The following is a 15,835-nucleotide window of genomic DNA, read 5'->3' as shown; positions in this document are numbered from 1 at the left end:
ATAAATCATCTTCTGACCTGCCCCTGCTCGCGCTATAGTGTTCACTTCTTCATCTAAGTCACACAACCCACGAGGTTAAGATGTCTGATTGTGATGCAACTATTTGTGATGCAATTGTGGTATTGTGCACCGCCCCTGATGAAGCCAGCGCCCAAGATTTAGCCGCGCAGGTTCTGGGGGAAAAACTGGCCGCCTGTGCGACATTGTTGCCAGGTGCGACCTCGATTTACTACTGGGAAGGCAAGCTCCAGCAAGAGTATGAAGTCCAGCTATTGTTCAAAAGCAATGTGGCTCATCAACACGCACTTCTCAGTTTTATCAAACAGCATCACCCCTACCAAACGCCGGAACTACTGGTGTTACCGGTACGGGACGGAGATAAAGATTACCTGTCATGGCTCAACGCTTCCTTACTCTGATTCTGCTGCTGTGCAGCATTTTACTCGCGCCGCACAGCGCACAGGCTTCACTGTTTGGTGAAAATGCCGCTTTTGGCCAAAAAAGCAGCCAGAGCCGATTTATTCCGGTAGATCAAGCGTTTGCCTTTGATTTTCGTCAGCAGGGCGGCCAGCTCACACTGAGTTGGCAGATTCACCCCGACTACTATCTGTATCGCCAGCAAATTAAAATTGTGCCGCAAAACGCCACTCTTGGCGCGTTCACCCTGCCGGAAGGTATCGCGCATCATGATGAATTTTATGGTGAAGTGGCAATTTTCAAGCAGCAATTAGCACTAAAAATCCCCATTACGCAGGCGGGTGATGGCGCGAGTGTTAGTGTGACCTATCAGGGCTGTGCCGAAGCGGGCTTCTGCTATCCGCCGGAAACACGAGTCGTGCCGCTGGCAGCGGTTCTCGCCGCAGCAACCCCTGCACCCGCGACCGCAGCCACTGCACCTGCTACAAATGATCTGACTCCGGCTCCGGCTGAGCTGCCCTTCTCGCCATTGTGGGCACTGTTGATTGGTATCGGCATCGCCTTTACCCCCTGCGTGTTACCAATGTACCCCCTGATTTCAGCCATCATTCTTGGCCGTGAGAAGCCCCATAGCCAGCGGCGGATATTGCTGTTGGCGGTGATTTATGTGCAGGGGATGGCGCTGACCTACACCTTGCTCGGCTTGGTAGTCGCCGCGGCGGGGTTACAGTTCCAGGCCGCGCTACAGCACCCCTATGTGTTGATTGGGTTATCGGCGCTGTTCGTGCTGCTGGCGCTATCGATGTTTGGTCTCTATTCGCTGCAACTGCCCTCGTCACTGCAAACCCGCCTGGTACAGTGGAGCAGCAGCCAACGCGGCGGTTCACTGGCGGGTGTTTTTGCTATGGGTGCACTGGCGGGCCTGATTTGTTCGCCATGCACTACCGCCCCGCTCAGCGCCATCCTGCTGTATATCGCACAAAGCGGTAATATGCTGGCCGGTGGCGGCACGCTCTATTTGTATGCATTGGGGATGGGTATTCCGCTGGTGATTGTGACACTGTTCGGCAACAAGCTGATCCCCCGCAGCGGCCCGTGGATGCAGTATGTCAAAGAAGCTTTCGGTTTCGTCATTCTGGCACTGCCGGTCTTCTTACTCGAAAGGGTGCTAGGGGATGTTTGGGGCTTGCGCTTATGGAGCCTACTGGCCGTCGCCTTCTTCGGCTGGGCCTTTGTTCTTAGCCTGAAAGCGCACTCTGGTTGGGCGCGGGCTTGCCAGCTATTGCTGCTGACGGCTCTGCTAATCGCCGCCCGTCCGCTACAGGATTGGGCCTTTAACGACCACAGATCGCAGAGTGAAATTACCCACTTGGCGTTTAATCCCGTCGCCAATTTACCGCAGTTGCAAGCCGCACTGGCCCAGGCACAGGGCAAGCCGGTGATGCTGGATCTGTACGCCGACTGGTGCGTCGCCTGCAAAGAGTTTGAAAAATACACCTTCAGTGATAAACAGGTACAGCGCCAGTTAGCCGATACCGTGCTTATTCAGGCCGATGTGACTGCTAACAGCGCCGAACATGCGGCGATGTTGAAAAAACTGAATGTATTGGGCCTCCCGACCATCCTGTTTTTCGATGCACAGGGGAACGAGGTAACCGCCGCCAGAGTGACCGGCTTTATGGATGCTGCTGAATTCTTGCAGCATTTAAAAAACCAGCGGCAGTAACTTCATTCAGCTTAGCGGCTACAAAACATTAAGGTAATAAGCGATGCTTTCGGCCGCTTTGCGCCCCTCGGCAATCGCGGTCACTATCAGGTCAGCACCGCGCACGATATCACCACCGGCGAAGATCTTGGGATTGCTGGTTTGATAGGGATAACCGGAGATGGTCGGCGCAACTACTCGCCCCTGTTTATCCAGCACGACATTGTGCTCGGCCAGCCACGACATACGATGCGGGCTGAAACCAAATGCCATAACCACCGCATCGGCAGGAATGATATGTTCGGAACCGGCGATTGGCTGGGCTTGCCGCCGCCCCTTGGCATCAACCTGCCCCATTTCGGTTCGCACCATTTTGATGCCCGTCACCTGCCCCTGCTCATCCACTTCAATCCGTTGCGGCTGGAGATTGAACATAAATTCCGCCCCCTCCTCGCGGGCATTTTTGACCTCGCGTTTGGAGCCGGGCATGCTCTTTTCATCGCGACGATAGGCGCAAATGACATTAGCAGCCCGATGGCGCAGCGAGGTGCGCACACAATCCATCGCCGTATCGCCGCCGCCTAACACCACCACCCGCTGGTTTTCCATACTGACATAAGGGTGAGCGCTGCTGGCGGAATAACCCATCAGATGTTGGGTATTACCAATCAGGAATGGCAATGCATCGTAAACCCCTGAAGCATCTTCGTTTTCCAATCCAGAGTGCATCGAACGGTAAGTGCCGACACCAAGGAAAAGCGCATCAAAATCACTGAGCAGGCTCTCCATGGTGATATCGCGGCCAATTTCGGTATTCAGACAAAACTCAACCCCCATCTCGCTGAAGATCTCGCGCCGACAGCTCATCACCCCTTTTTCCAGTTTGAACGCGGGGATACCAAAGGTCAGTAAGCCGCCGATTTCGGGATAGCGATCAAACACCACAGGCGTGATGCCATTGCGCACCAGAATATCCGCGCAGCCTAAGCCCGCCGGCCCAGCACCAATGATCGCCACCCGTTTACCTGTCGGTTTAACTTGCGACATATTGGGCCGCCAGCCCGTTGCCAGTGCGGTTTCCGTGATATGTCGCTCAATCTGACCAATGGTGACCGCCCCGTCGTGGTCATTCAGTGTGCAAGCCTGCTCACACAGACGATCTTGTGGGCATACGCGGCCACAAATCTCCGGCAAACTACTGGTTTGATGGGATAATTCTGCCGCTTCGTGGATCCGCCGCTGATGGTTCAGCAGATAATGCTGATCAACCAGTGTCAGCGCCTGAGTTGGGCAAGTTTTGATACAGGCTGGCCATCCGGCAGGTCAACACAGAGGTCGCATTTCTGCGCTTCAGTGCGCAAATAAGCATCGGCCAGACGATGGCTGGCCGGCTGGACAGTCTCCGTCACCACCGTCATCATGCCAAATGGGCAGGCGATCATGCAGGTTTACAGCCAATACATTTTTCCTGAATAACCTGAACGCTGTTATTCATCTCAACAATGGCCCCATTGGGGCAAGTGCTGGCACAGGGGGCATCTTCACAGTGATGGCAAAAAACCGCCGTCGCACTGAGTGTGTCATTAAAGAGTTGCTGGCTTTTAAATACCTTAAGCCGTGGCGTGAAGTATTCAGGCTTCTCAGGGAATTTGCCCTCATGATGTGCCACCACACAAGCAACTTCACAACTCCGACAACCAATACAGCTTTCGGCGTCAGCAACTATAAATGGATTCATCTTATTTCTTCCCAGAAGTCATGCCATTGCTGGATAAATAATTATTATTTGCAACAACTCGTCACAACTCTATCAATTCATTAACCATACAAACATAGCGGCTATGATATTGTGTTATTACAATTAATTTTTGATGCAAAAGAATCGTGCTATTGCCGATATTTTTGTCTAATTAACCAGGCAAATGCACAAAGTGAAAAAGTATTAAATTGGGGAGGAGAATATTCAAAACAGGGAATTAACCCACTAACCCCCCATTATAAAGAGAATTAATTTGTTTAGTGCCAATTGATAAATTAATTATTCCCTTAATCACTCCTCCTTAAAGATCGATCCAGATCACATTAATTTTAGAATTCAACCTCATTTTATTTAAATCAAGATTAATTGTGATGTTAACCCCATTGAGCTGTACAGCCACACAACAATTAAATAATTTACCCGCATTTTTTTGGGCCGATGCACAATGCGATTGATTGCCCTTATCCATATAATGTCTATAGCGCTAACGAAGACATTTTTGAGAGTTGAATTTTGCAGTTATATAACACCAAATAAAAAATAGGTTACTGCACCTTATTCATAACGAATTTAAATGCGGAAACCTTAAAAAATGATTTATAGAGGGTATAAAAATGAGTCTGGAAGCCGCTGTACCTGAAAAACGGACTAACGTCCGATATATAATATTATTAATTATCTTTATTGTGACTGCAATTAACTATGCTGACCGGGCAACATTATCGATTGCGGGCACTGAAGTGGCAAAAGAGCTACAATTAGATGCGGTTGCCATGGGGTATATTTTCTCTGCATTCGGTTGGGCTTACCTGTTGATGCAAATACCCGGTGGCTGGCTGCTAGACCGCTACGGCTCCAAACGGGTCTACACCTACAGTTTGTTCTTCTGGTCACTGTTCACCTTTACGCAAGGCTTTGTTGACATGTTCCCGATAGCCTATGCCGCTATCTCCATGTTTATCATGCGCTTTATGTTGGGTTTTTCTGAGGCTCCCTCCTTCCCGGCTAATGCCAGAATTGTTGCGGCCTGGTTCCCGACGAAAGAGAGGGGCACAGCATCAGCAATATTTAACTCCGCACAATACTTCTCGCTAGCGATATTCTCTCCACTGCTAGGTTATTTAACCTTTGCCTGGGGCTGGCAGCATGTATTTACCGTCATGGGTGGATTAGGTTTTGTATTAACCATTGCCTGGGTTAAGTTTATTCATAACCCAACCGATCACCCTGACATGTCTGCTTCTGAGCTTGAATACATAAAACAAGGCGGTGCCGTTGTTGATATGGATCACAAGAAACCAGATGGTCATAAAAGTGGCCCTAAATTAGATTATATGAAGCAATTGTTATCCAGTCGAATGATGTTAGGCGTATTCTTTGGGCAGTACTTCATTAATACCATCACCTGGTTCTTCCTAACGTGGTTCCCTATTTATCTGGTGCAAGATAAAGGGATGTCTATTCTAAAAGTGGGGATGGTCGCATCTGTTCCCGCCTTGTGTGGGTTTGCCGGTGGTGTATTAGGCGGCGTATTCTCTGACTCACTGATTAAGCGCGGTCACTCACTCACCTTTGCACGTAAATTACCTATCGTTTTAGGCATGTTATTAGCCTCAAGTATTATTCTGTGTAACTACGTCGACAGCGACTTTGTGGTTGTAGCGCTGATGGCATTAGCCTTCTTCGGTAAAGGTTTCGGTGCCTTGGGTTGGCCGGTGATTGCCGATACCGCACCAAAAGAGATTGTCGGCCTGTGTGGGGGGTTGTTTAACGTATTTGGTAATGTTGCTTCCATCGTCACACCTTTGGTTATCGGTTACTTAGTAAGAGAATTGCACTCCTTTAATGCGGCGTTAATCTTTGTCGGTTGCTCTGCCATTATGGCAATGTTCTGTTACTTATTTATCGTCGGTGATATCAAACGGCTGGAATTGAAAACATCTTGATGGAATAAAAATAAGAAAAATAGTGCAGCAGTTAGAATAGTAACAGTTATGTTATCGAGATAAATATTATAAGGGTAATATTATGAGCATTGGTCACACTCCTGTAGATAACCCGCTTTATATTAAAGTACAGGACGCGGATAACGTTGCCATTGTAGTTAATAACAATGGGCTTTGTGCTGGCACCCGGTTTAAATGTGGTCTCGAACTGATTGAGCATATCCCGCAAGGCCATAAAGTCGCCTTGGTTGATATCCCTAAAGGCGGGGCGATTATTCGCTATGCTGAGGTGATTGGTTTGGCGGTCCGTGATATTGCCCGTGGTGGCTGGATAGATGAATCACTGGTCGAGTTACCTGCCGCACCGGCGCTGGAAACCTTGCCCCTTGCCAGCGCCGTCCCCGAACCGCTGCCGCCACTGGAAGGTTATACCTTCGAGGGCTACCGCAACGCAGACGGCAGTGTCGGCACCAAAAACCTGCTCGCTATTACCACCAGCGTACATTGCGTGGCGGGCGTTGTGGACTATGTGGTCAATATCATTGAGCGCACGCTACTGCCGAAATACCCGAATGTCGATGGCGTGGTCGCGCTAAATCACCTCTATGGCTGCGGTGTGGCAATCAATGCACCGGCAGCGGTGGTGCCCATTCGCACCATTCACAATCTGGCACTCAACCCCAATTTTGGCGGCGAAGTGATGGTGGTGGGCCTGGGTTGTGAAAAACTGCAACCTGAGCGTCTATTGGAAGGGACGCCGGATGTGCAGGTTATCTCACTGGATGAGAGCAATATTGTGCGCCTACAGGATGAGAAACACGTTGGCTTCCGCTCCATGGTTGATGACATCCTGCAAGTGGCTGAAAAGCACCTGCAACGCCTGAACCTGCGCCAGCGCGAGACCTGCCCGGCCTCTGATCTGGTGGTGGGTATGCAGTGTGGCGGCAGCGATGCTTTCTCCGGTGTGACCGCTAACCCTGCGGTGGGCTACGCCTCTGACTTGCTGGTGCGCTGCGGGGCAACCGTCATGTTTTCGGAAGTGACCGAAGTGCGCGATGCCATCCACCTGTTAACACCACGCGCCATTAACCAAGAAGTGGGTAGAAGACTGCTCGAAGAGATGAAATGGTACGACGACTATCTCGAAACCGGTAAAACTGACCGCAGCGCCAACCCTTCGCCGGGCAACAAAAAAGGCGGGCTGGCTAACGTGGTTGAAAAAGCATTGGGTTCAATTGCCAAATCGGGCCGCAGCGCCATTGCGGAAGTGCTCTCTCCGGGCCAGCGCCCAACCAAACGTGGGTTGATCTTTGCTGCCACGCCAGCCAGTGATTTCGTCTGCGGTACACAGCAACTGGCGTCTGGCATTACCGTGCAGGTGTTTACCACCGGACGCGGCACACCATATGGTTTAGCGGCGGTGCCGGTGATCAAAATGGCAACGCGCACCGATCTGGCGAATCGCTGGCATGATTTGATGGATATTGATGCCGGAACCATTGCTACCGGTGATGCAACAATCGAAGAGGTCGGTCAGCAATTATTTGAATTAATTCTGGATATTGCCAGCGACCGCAAACGCACCTGGTCAGATCAATGGGGGCTGCGCAATGCCTTGGCGGTGTTTAACCCAGCGCCGGTGACCTAACACTTTCCGCATCGCTAGCTGGCCGGGTCACTCATCCGGCCATTTTTTTGCTCCACTCCCCGTTTTTCCGCCCTTCACGCCACTATTCTTGCTCACCCAACTGCAAAGCCACATACAGCAATAGGCGATCATCGAAATTCGCCAAATCCAGCCCCGTCAGCTCCGAAATACGGTTCAGCCGATACTCGAGGGTGTTGCGGTGAATAAACAGCGCTTTTGCCGTGGCAGTTGGTTGCACGTTGTTGCGGAACCAGCAGGCCAGAGTGCGACGCAGCAGGCCATTGCTGTCCATGGCCCGCAATTTAGCTAACGGCAGGGCCAACTCATTGGCTTGCCAGCCGCCGCGCAAACTGTCCAGCAGAACTGGCAGCACCAGATCCTGATAGTAGTAGCTGCGCTGCTCCGGCAGCCGCTGTTTGCCCACCGCCATCGTGGTGCGGGCAGTGCGGTATGAGCGGGCAATGCTGCCGGAGCCGGTAAAGAAGTTCCCCAATGAGAGCCGCACCCGCAGGCGGCCTCGTTCCGTCATGCGAGAGAGCAACGACTCCATCCGCCGTCGGTGGTCGATGGCATCCCAGCGGCCATGGCTGTTCAGCGCCGGTTTCAGCACCACCATTTCGGTCAGGGACACAATTGCAATCAGGTTGTTGCGCTCCGGCGTCGTCAGCAGGGTTTGTAGCTCCTGCAATTCTGACATGGCGCTGTCGACACTCAACTGGCCGCTGTCGACATCTACCACCACCACCACGCGCGGCTCATTGATATCGACCCCAAGGCGCTGCGCCCATTCAATCAGCGCGGGTGATATCTCTTCAGTACGGATTAGGTTGAGTACCAGCTCTTCACGCAGGCGGCTATCTTGCGCCAGCAAATGCACTAACCGCGCCTGCTCCATCATCATTTCTGCGGCCATACACACCAGTTCGCCATATTGGCGCAATTGGCCCGGATTGCCGGTCAAACCAATCACGCCGACTATCTCACCCTCGAGGCGCAGCGGCAGGTTGATCCCTGGCCTTACGCCATGTAGTTGGCGAGCAACAGCTTCATCAATATCGACGATCCGGCCATGAGAGAGCGACAATAGCGCCCCCTCATGCAGCTCGCCGAGGCGCTCTTCATCGCCGCTGCCAATGATCCGCCCTTTACCATCCATCACATTAATATTGGTATCAATGATCTTCATGGTACGGGTGACTATCTCCTGGGCTAGCCGGGGGTCAAGATTATATACACTCATGAGAGGGCCTCAATCTGGGCTGATGCACCAGCATATGAGACCTGATGGGGGATTACATTGGACAAATGCCCAACTTACATCACAAAGAGAGAGAGTTGCGGTGAGGGTCACAAAAATGGCGAATGCAAGCGAGGTGTTGCGGGAAAATGTTGAGCGTTCCGGCGGTCAGGGCCAATCGATGGTCAGCCCTGCTCGACAGAAAATTAGTCTTTGCCCGCTGCCATGCCAATCGCCAGTGTCGCGGCAATGTTCCGCGCGGCCCTGAACACATTATCGGCGGCACTATCCAGCGCCTGCTCTAAGGTGCAAATGCTGTAGATCACACTAAATACCGCATCCAGACCATGCTCGTACACCACATCCACATCATCTGTCAGACTGCCGGCAATACCAATCACCGGTTTGTTATAGCGCTTGGCAACTCTGGCGACGCCAATGGGCACCTTGCCGTGAATGGTTTGGCTGTCGATACGCCCCTCGCCGGTGATCACAAAAGTTGCGTCCCGAACCAGTGCGTCCAGACCTAGGGCATCCGTCACAATATCGATGCCAGGGCTTAAGGTCGCCCCACAAAATGCGAGCAGCCCCGCACCTAATCCACCCCCGGCCCCGGCCCCTTCGACTTGATCAACGTCAATATCCAAATAACGTTTAATCACACCGGCGTAGTGCAACAGCCCCTCATCCAAGGAGGTTACCATGCCAGGTGTCGCGCCTTTCTGTGGCCCAAAAATAGCCGAGGCCCCTTCACTGCCCGTCAGCGGATTGGTGACATCACAGGCAACATCGATTTGACACTGCTGAATACGTGGGTCGAGGGCGGTAATATCAATCACATCCAGCTCAGCCAGTTTCTCACCACCAAAACCCAGTTGTTGACCCTGCTTATTCAGCAGTTTGACCCCAAGCGCCTGCACCATACCCGCGCCGCCATCATTGGTGGCGCTGCCACCGATACCGATGATGATATGTTTCACCCCCTGATTCAGCGCATGAAGAATCAATTCACCCGTGCCATAGGAGGTGGTTTTCAGTGGATTGCGCTGCGCCAGTGGCACCAGCTCTAACCCGCTGGCGGCGGCCATTTCAATAAATGCGCACTGCTCATCACCGGAGATGCCATAAAAAGCATCAACGTTATCACCTAACGGGCCGGTCACATCAACCTTGATAATCCTACCGGTCGTCGCCGCGACCATGGCTTCTACCGTGCCTTCGCCACCATCAGCAACCGGCAACTTGATATATTGCGCGTCAGGAAACTGGGTGCGAAAACCCGCTTCAATCTGCACCGCAACCTCTAGCGCGGATAAACTTTCTTTATAAGAGTCCGGGGCGATGACTATTTTCATAAATGATTCAATCTCATGAGCTATCCGACGTCACGCAGGCTCAGACTTTATCAACCAGCCGCTCAGGATATCGGGATGCTTATCAGTATAGTTTTGCTACCCAATGGCCGACACCCGCAAGTGCCGGCACCACTGATTAACGTGTCACTTCAACTTTAGCCAATTTCTCGTAATAGCAGGCCAGCGCACTGTGGTCGGCAGCGCCCAACCCATCCGCTTTCAGTGCCTGCATCATCTCCATGACGGCGGCAGTCAATGGCAATTGCGCACCTACACCGTGGGAGGTGTCGAGGGCATTTGCCAAGTCTTTGATATGCAAATCAATACGGAAACCCGGTTTGAAGTTGCGATCCATCACCATCGGCGCTTTGGCTTCCAGTACAGTACTGCCCGCCAACCCACCGCGAATCGCCTGGAAGACCAGATCGGGATCCACGCCCGCCTTGGTCGCCAATACCAGCGCTTCAGACATCGCCGCAATATTCAGCGCCACCACCACTTGATTCGCCAATTTGGTCACATTACCGGCACCGATATCACCGGTATGCACCACTGAGCCGCCCATGGCTTTCATGATATCGAAGCACTTGTCGAACACCGCTTTATCGCCGCCGACCATCACCGACAGGGTGCCATCAATGGCTTTAGGTTCGCCACCACTGACCGGCGCATCTAACATAGCCACCTGTTTTACTGCCAGTGCTTCGCTAATTTCACGGCTGACCAAAGGGGCAATCGAGCTCATATCAATCAACACAGCACCCGGCCTGGCGCCTTCAATCACCCCATTTTCACCCAAGACGACCTCTTTCACATGGGGTGAGTTAGGTAGCATGGTGATGATAATGTCACACTCTGCCGCCAGCGCTTTTGGCGTCGCCGCCGCAGTTGCCCCTGCACTAAGCAGTTCATCCAGTGCCGCAGCATCCCGATCAAGGACAATTAATGAGTAGCCTGCTTTCAGCAGATTTTTACTCATTGGCTTTCCCATAATTCCTAAACCAATAAAGCCGATTTTCATTTATTACTCCTCAATTTAAGTCGCAAGGCCGTCAATACGGCAACGCTGAATGTTTGAAACAGGCCCAACACTATTTTTTAAATTTGTCGCACAGCGCCTGAGTTGCACTGCGGAAGATGCCCAAATCACTGCCGACAGCCACAAAGGTTGCGCCCCACTCCAGATAACGGCGGGCATCGGCATCAACGGGTGCCAGAATGCCGCTCGGCTTACCTTGTGCTTTTGCGCGGTCAAAAATATGGCGGATCACTTTTTGCACTTCAGGGTGGTTAGGTTGCCCCAAATAGCCCAGCGCAGCCGAGAGATCCCCCGGCCCGACGAATATGCCATCCACCCCATCCACTGCGGCGATAGCATCCAGATTGTCGACCCCGAGCTGACTTTCGATTTGCACCAATACGGTAATGTTGTCGTTGATGGTGGCGAAGTAGTCCGGCACGGTGCCGTAATTATTGCCGCGGTGAGACACGGAAACGCCGCGAATACCTGCTGGCGGATAACGGGTTGAGGCCACCGCACGGATAGCCTCCTCTTCACTCTCAACGAAAGGGATCAGGAAGTTGTAGAAGCCGATATCCAATAAGCGCTTGATAATAATCGGTTCATTGCAAGGTGCGCGCACCACTGCAGCACTGTTGCTGCCTTTCAGCGCCATAAGCTGCGGAATAAATGTCGTGACATCGTTCGGGGCGTGTTCACCGTCCAATACCAACCAGTCGAAACCCGCCAAACCCAGCACTTCAGCTGAAATATGATTTGCCAGCGCACTCCAACAGCCGATAAGGGTTTGCCCCTGCTGTAGGTTGCGGCGGAACTGATTAGGATAATTTGGGAGACTCATTTTCGATCCTTATGATAGAACGCCCGGTCTGAACGAAGGCTCGATGCAGGACGTTATGCAATTCAGGTTGCCAGCGCACACGGCAAGCATTTTGTTGCTTAATCTTGCGCCTGTTTCTGTACGATTCGGTATCGCTACAATTCACGATAATCATTATAGAAACCACGTTCCAATAAACCATCGGGCAAAAGAACAGGAATAATAAGTTATTAGTGAATGGTTATAGGCAGATGCACAATATAATGCGGACTACTTCACAGACTATGGCGTGCTGAAAATGGCATCACACTTAGGGTGCTAGCAATAAGTCACGAAAGAGTTGGTCAAATCACGCCACAGTAGTGATAAGGTACAGAGTCAACAGGTGGATAGAGCCAACCCCGGTTGAGTGGTTTACCCTGTTGAACCAATTGCGCGATAAACTACGTTGCGCAATAGAGTGCGGTAAACCACACTTGCCAGAGACGAAGTGGAGGAGAGCAACGTGCAACGTGAACAAGTATTAAGCAGTGCGCTCAATCTGTTAGAGCAACAAGGACTGGCAAATACCACGCTGGAGATGCTGGCAAAAGAGGTCTCGGTGGAAGTCAGTGATCTGACCCGTTTTTGGCCCGATCGCGAGGCATTACTCTATGACTGCCTGCGCTACCATGCTCAGCAGATAGATACCTGGCGGCGTCAGTTGCAGTTAGACGAAACCTTATCGCCGAAACAAAAGCTCTTGGCGCGCTACCAAACTCTCAGTGAACAAGTGCAAAATCAGCGCTACCCCGGCTGCCTGTTTATTGCGGCGTGCAGTTTCTATCCCGATAATGAACATCCGATCCACCAGTTGGCAGAACAACAAAAGCAAGCATCACTGCACTATACGCAAGAGCTATTGCGTGAGATGGATGCCGATGATGCGGGCATGGTCGCACAACAGATGGAGCTGATACTGGAAGGTTGCCTAAGCAAACTGCTAGTTAAGCGCCAGCTACAGGATGTTGAAGTGGCTAAACAGTTGGCGGAAGATGTATTGGATGTCGCGCAATGCCGTAAAAATGGTGCGCTGAGCTAGCGACTCAAAACAGAATTTGATGGCAATTTAGGTGGACTTCACCGATTTCTGTCTGAAAAGAGAGCGATCAATACAATTTTAACTGTTTTAAGCTATAAATTCGTTGACGATCAGCGGCCAATACGGTTTAATGCGCCCCGTTGCCCGGATAGCTCAGTCGGTAGAGCAGGGGATTGAAAATCCCCGTGTCCTTGGTTCGATTCCGAGTCCGGGCACCATATCTAAAGAAACCAGCTTAATAGCTGGTTTTTTGCTTTTTGTCGTTTGGACTCTCCATCGAACTCCGTTCGATTCAGACTGCTGACAAACGGCTGGACTTATGTCCTATCCTCTCTGATTTGAACACTTCCCATCTTTTTTTCTGATTTAGATCAACACATCTGGCCTTAGCTATTGATTGAGTGATTATGATTATCATTTAATTTCTCATCTACAGCTTAGCGGGATTACCATGAATATTGATCTGATACCCTATCATGCACAACCGGGGCTACTGCCCTTCCCCAAGCGATGGGCGACAATGCCGTGGCGTGACAGCCGTCCAATCCCCGCAGAATCGCTCCAGGATAGCTGGCAATCACTGTTACAAAAGAGACTTCCCCGCAATAAACGTCTGCTGTACTTACACATTCCCTTCTGCGCCACTCACTGCACTTTCTGTGGTTTTTATCAGAACCCGCTGCAACCCGAAAGCACCGCGCGCTATACCGATTATCTGCTGCGTGAACTGAGCATGGAGGCGAACAGCCCGCTGCTGCAGGGGGGACCGATCCATGCCATCTACTTCGGTGGGGGGACACCTAGCGCGCTTTCCTCACAACAATTACACATTATTATCAGTGAGTTACGAAAAATCTTACCGCTAGCACCGGACTGTGAAATCACCGTTGAAGGGCGCATTTTTAATTTTGATGATGAGCGGATTGATGCCTGCTTAGAGGCGGGGGCCAACCGCTTCTCGGTGGGTGTGCAAACCTTCAATACTCGTATTCGTCAGCGCATGGGGCGCAAGGCTGATCGCGATCAAGCGATCCGCTTTCTGACTGATCTGGCGGCCCGTGATCGCGCAGCGGTCGTTTGTGATTTGATGTTCGGCTTACCCCATCAAACCCCCGAAACCTGGCAGGAAGATTTGGCTATCGTGCGCCAGCTGCCACTGGATGGCATTGATCTCTATGCCCTTAATCTGCTGCCAACCACCCCACTGGCGAAATCGGTGGAAAATAATCGGATAGAGCTGCCCACCCTGGCGCAGCAGTGCGACTTTTACTGTAGCGGTGCCGATAGCCTTGCTCAGGCGGGTTGGCATCAACTGAGCAATAGTCACTGGGCGCGCACCACCCGTGAACGCAATCTGTACAACCTGCTGATCAAGCAGGGGGCCGATTGCCTCGCGCTGGGTAGCGGGGCCGGTGGATCTTTGCAGGGGCACGCCTACATGCAGCATCGCAGTCTGGATAACTACTATCGATTAATCGATAGCGGACAAAAACCGCTGATGATGATGACGCAAGCCAGTGGTGAACACCCATGGCGCGCCAAACTGCAAAGTGGCATTGAAGTGGGCCGTTTGGATCTAAGCGAACTGATTGCCAATCCCTATCCCTTAATGCCCTTGCTGGCTCAATGGCACCAGAACAACCTGTTGAAAGATAATACTTTCTGCCTACGGCTGACCGACAGCGGCCGTTTTTGGGCCAGCAATATAATGCAAGCGCTGCAACAGCTTATTCCTTCACTTATCACTACGGAAAATCACTCATGAGCACACCATCACTATCACTCAAGGAATTCCTGTCCACTCAACCAGATGGCACGCTGGAGCAAATTGCGCAGGATTATCAGGTCAGCCCACTTGAGGTGGTGCGCGCATTACCGGAGCGAGTATTGGTCGATGGCGACCAATTTGACCGCATATGGGACAGCATGACCGAATGGGGCGATGTCACCACCTTAGTGCATACCGCCGATATTATTCTGGAGCACAAAGGCCCACTCCCAAGTGGTTTTCATCGTCACGGCTACTTTAACCTGCGAGAAAAACAGGGTCTCAGTGGTCATCTCCGGGCGCAAAACTGCCAGGCGATCGTCCTGCTGGAGCGCCCATTTATGGGGATGGCAACCGCGTCGGTGCAATTTTTCAATCAGCGAGGTGACGTGATGCTAAAAGTCTATATCGGCCGTGACGAACATCGCCAACTGCGCGCTGATGGCCTTGCCGCATTCCATCAATTGGCCCAACAGCTCACCACTGAAACTGCCGGGGAGACGCCATGAAATCCTGGTAAATTTTTGGCGCAAGCCATGGCCTGGTAACCCCACTCCACCTCAGCCAGATGATTGAGGACACCGCCACATATCATCAAACTTATGCTCTGGTGGAGCCAGGATTAGTTCGCAAATTAAAAATCAATTAACAATAAATATTTCTTGATGTAACATCCGCCAATGATTGATAATAATTATCATACTGATATCGATTATCATTACCTTGTTGGTTATATGGACAAACAGTTGAATAAAACGCCAATGCTGAATGACGAAGCTGCTGTCGAGCATCCGACGGCAAGTAAACCCCTGTCCGTCACCAGCGAGCAACTGCTGGGGGAGCACGGAGTGGCCTTTATCATCCATCAGGGCGAAAGCTACCAACTGCGCCAGACCAAAGCAGGGAAACTGATACTCACAAAATAATATACATCACATATATCCGGGATCCGCGCCGCTAGTGCGTCATGGACGAAGGGTATAATGCAAGCCACCCAGATGAGTCAATCAAGGCAGCCAGCATCTATCTATTTGTTTTTGCATATAAAAATTTGCATAAAAAATACGGAGAATTGCCG

12 protein-coding genes, 1 tRNA gene and 1 pseudogene are annotated in these 15,835 nt (G+C 51.5%); 9 read left to right on the top strand and 5 right to left on the bottom strand.

The window, feature by feature from the left end:
* The first annotated feature begins 80 nt into the window (after window positions 1-80).
* Together cutA and AACW11_RS04675 are read left to right on the top strand one after the other, a co-directional pair.
* Window positions 81-419, top strand: a complete 339-nt coding sequence (gene cutA, locus AACW11_RS04680) for a divalent cation tolerance protein CutA (protein ID WP_212586162.1) — start codon at window positions 81-83, stop codon at window positions 417-419.
* Window positions 395-2,143 carry a protein-disulfide reductase DsbD gene (locus tag AACW11_RS04675; protein ID WP_212586161.1) on the top strand — a complete coding sequence of 583 codons (1,749 nt, stop codon included), beginning with the start codon at window positions 395-397 and terminating at the stop codon, window positions 2,141-2,143. Before cutA ends, AACW11_RS04675 begins: the two co-directional genes overlap by 25 nt.
* An 18-nt stretch (window positions 2,144-2,161) precedes the next feature.
* Here the strand turns inward: AACW11_RS04675 and AACW11_RS04670 are convergent.
* Window positions 2,162-3,860 (bottom strand): annotated as a pseudogene (locus tag AACW11_RS04670) (FAD-dependent oxidoreductase).
* Window positions 3,861-4,495: 635 nt separating this feature from the next.
* On the opposite strand from AACW11_RS04670, the gene AACW11_RS04665 reads away from it, so the two are divergent.
* Entirely contained in the window at window positions 4,496-5,827 is a 1,332-nt protein-coding gene (locus tag AACW11_RS04665) for an MFS transporter (RefSeq protein WP_212586160.1), read from the top strand.
* A gap of 82 nt (window positions 5,828-5,909) precedes the next feature.
* Entirely contained in the window at window positions 5,910-7,475 is a 1,566-nt protein-coding gene (gene garD, locus AACW11_RS04660; RefSeq protein ID WP_212586159.1) for a galactarate dehydratase, read from the top strand.
* An 82-nt stretch (window positions 7,476-7,557) separates the two neighbouring features.
* Here the strand turns inward: garD and AACW11_RS04655 are convergent, their stop codons facing one another.
* From AACW11_RS04655 to garL, 4 genes are all read right to left on the bottom strand, one after another.
* Entirely contained in the window at window positions 7,558-8,715 is a 1,158-nt protein-coding gene (locus AACW11_RS04655) for a CdaR family transcriptional regulator (RefSeq protein WP_212586158.1), read from the bottom strand.
* Between the two features lie 203 nt (window positions 8,716-8,918).
* Complete coding sequence (locus AACW11_RS04650; protein ID WP_212586157.1) at window positions 8,919-10,067, bottom strand: glycerate kinase; 1,149 nt, start codon at window positions 10,065-10,067, stop codon at window positions 8,919-8,921.
* A 136-nt stretch (window positions 10,068-10,203) separates the two neighbouring features.
* Window positions 10,204-11,088, bottom strand: a complete 885-nt coding sequence (gene garR / locus AACW11_RS04645; protein ID WP_212586156.1) for a 2-hydroxy-3-oxopropionate reductase — start codon at window positions 11,086-11,088, stop codon at window positions 10,204-10,206.
* A gap of 70 nt (window positions 11,089-11,158) precedes the next feature.
* A complete protein-coding gene (gene garL / locus AACW11_RS04640; RefSeq protein ID WP_212586155.1) occupies window positions 11,159-11,929 on the bottom strand; it encodes a 2-dehydro-3-deoxyglucarate aldolase in 771 nt (256 codons plus the stop codon).
* A gap of 484 nt (window positions 11,930-12,413) precedes the next feature.
* On the opposite strand from garL, the gene AACW11_RS04635 reads away from it, so the two are divergent.
* The 5 genes from AACW11_RS04635 (at window position 12,414) to hemP (ending at window position 15,683) form a co-directional block, all read left to right on the top strand.
* Entirely contained in the window at window positions 12,414-12,989 is a 576-nt protein-coding gene (locus tag AACW11_RS04635) for a transcriptional regulator (protein WP_212586154.1), read from the top strand.
* A gap of 142 nt (window positions 12,990-13,131) precedes the next feature.
* A tRNA-Phe gene (locus AACW11_RS04630) sits at window positions 13,132-13,207 on the top strand.
* 233 nt (window positions 13,208-13,440) lie between these two features.
* Window positions 13,441-14,754 carry a heme anaerobic degradation radical SAM methyltransferase ChuW/HutW gene (gene hutW, locus AACW11_RS04625; protein ID WP_212586153.1) on the top strand — a complete coding sequence of 438 codons (1,314 nt, stop codon included), beginning with the start codon at window positions 13,441-13,443 and terminating at the stop codon, window positions 14,752-14,754.
* On the top strand, window positions 14,751-15,266 hold the full coding sequence (hutX, locus tag AACW11_RS04620; protein WP_212586152.1) for a heme utilization cystosolic carrier protein HutX: 516 nt from the start codon (window positions 14,751-14,753) through the stop codon (window positions 15,264-15,266). Before hutW ends, hutX begins: the two co-directional genes overlap by 4 nt.
* Window positions 15,267-15,491: 225 nt before the next feature.
* Entirely contained in the window at window positions 15,492-15,683 is a 192-nt protein-coding gene (gene hemP / locus AACW11_RS04615; protein ID WP_445285802.1) for a hemin uptake protein HemP, read from the top strand.
* The last annotated feature ends 152 nt before the right edge of the window (window positions 15,684-15,835 follow it).

The sequence above is a fragment of the Yersinia sp. Marseille-Q3913 genome (assembly GCF_963892745.1).
GTDB lineage: Bacteria > Pseudomonadota > Gammaproteobacteria > Enterobacterales > Enterobacteriaceae > Yersinia > Yersinia bercovieri.
This window is presented reverse-complemented; position numbering and strand designations above follow the sequence as displayed.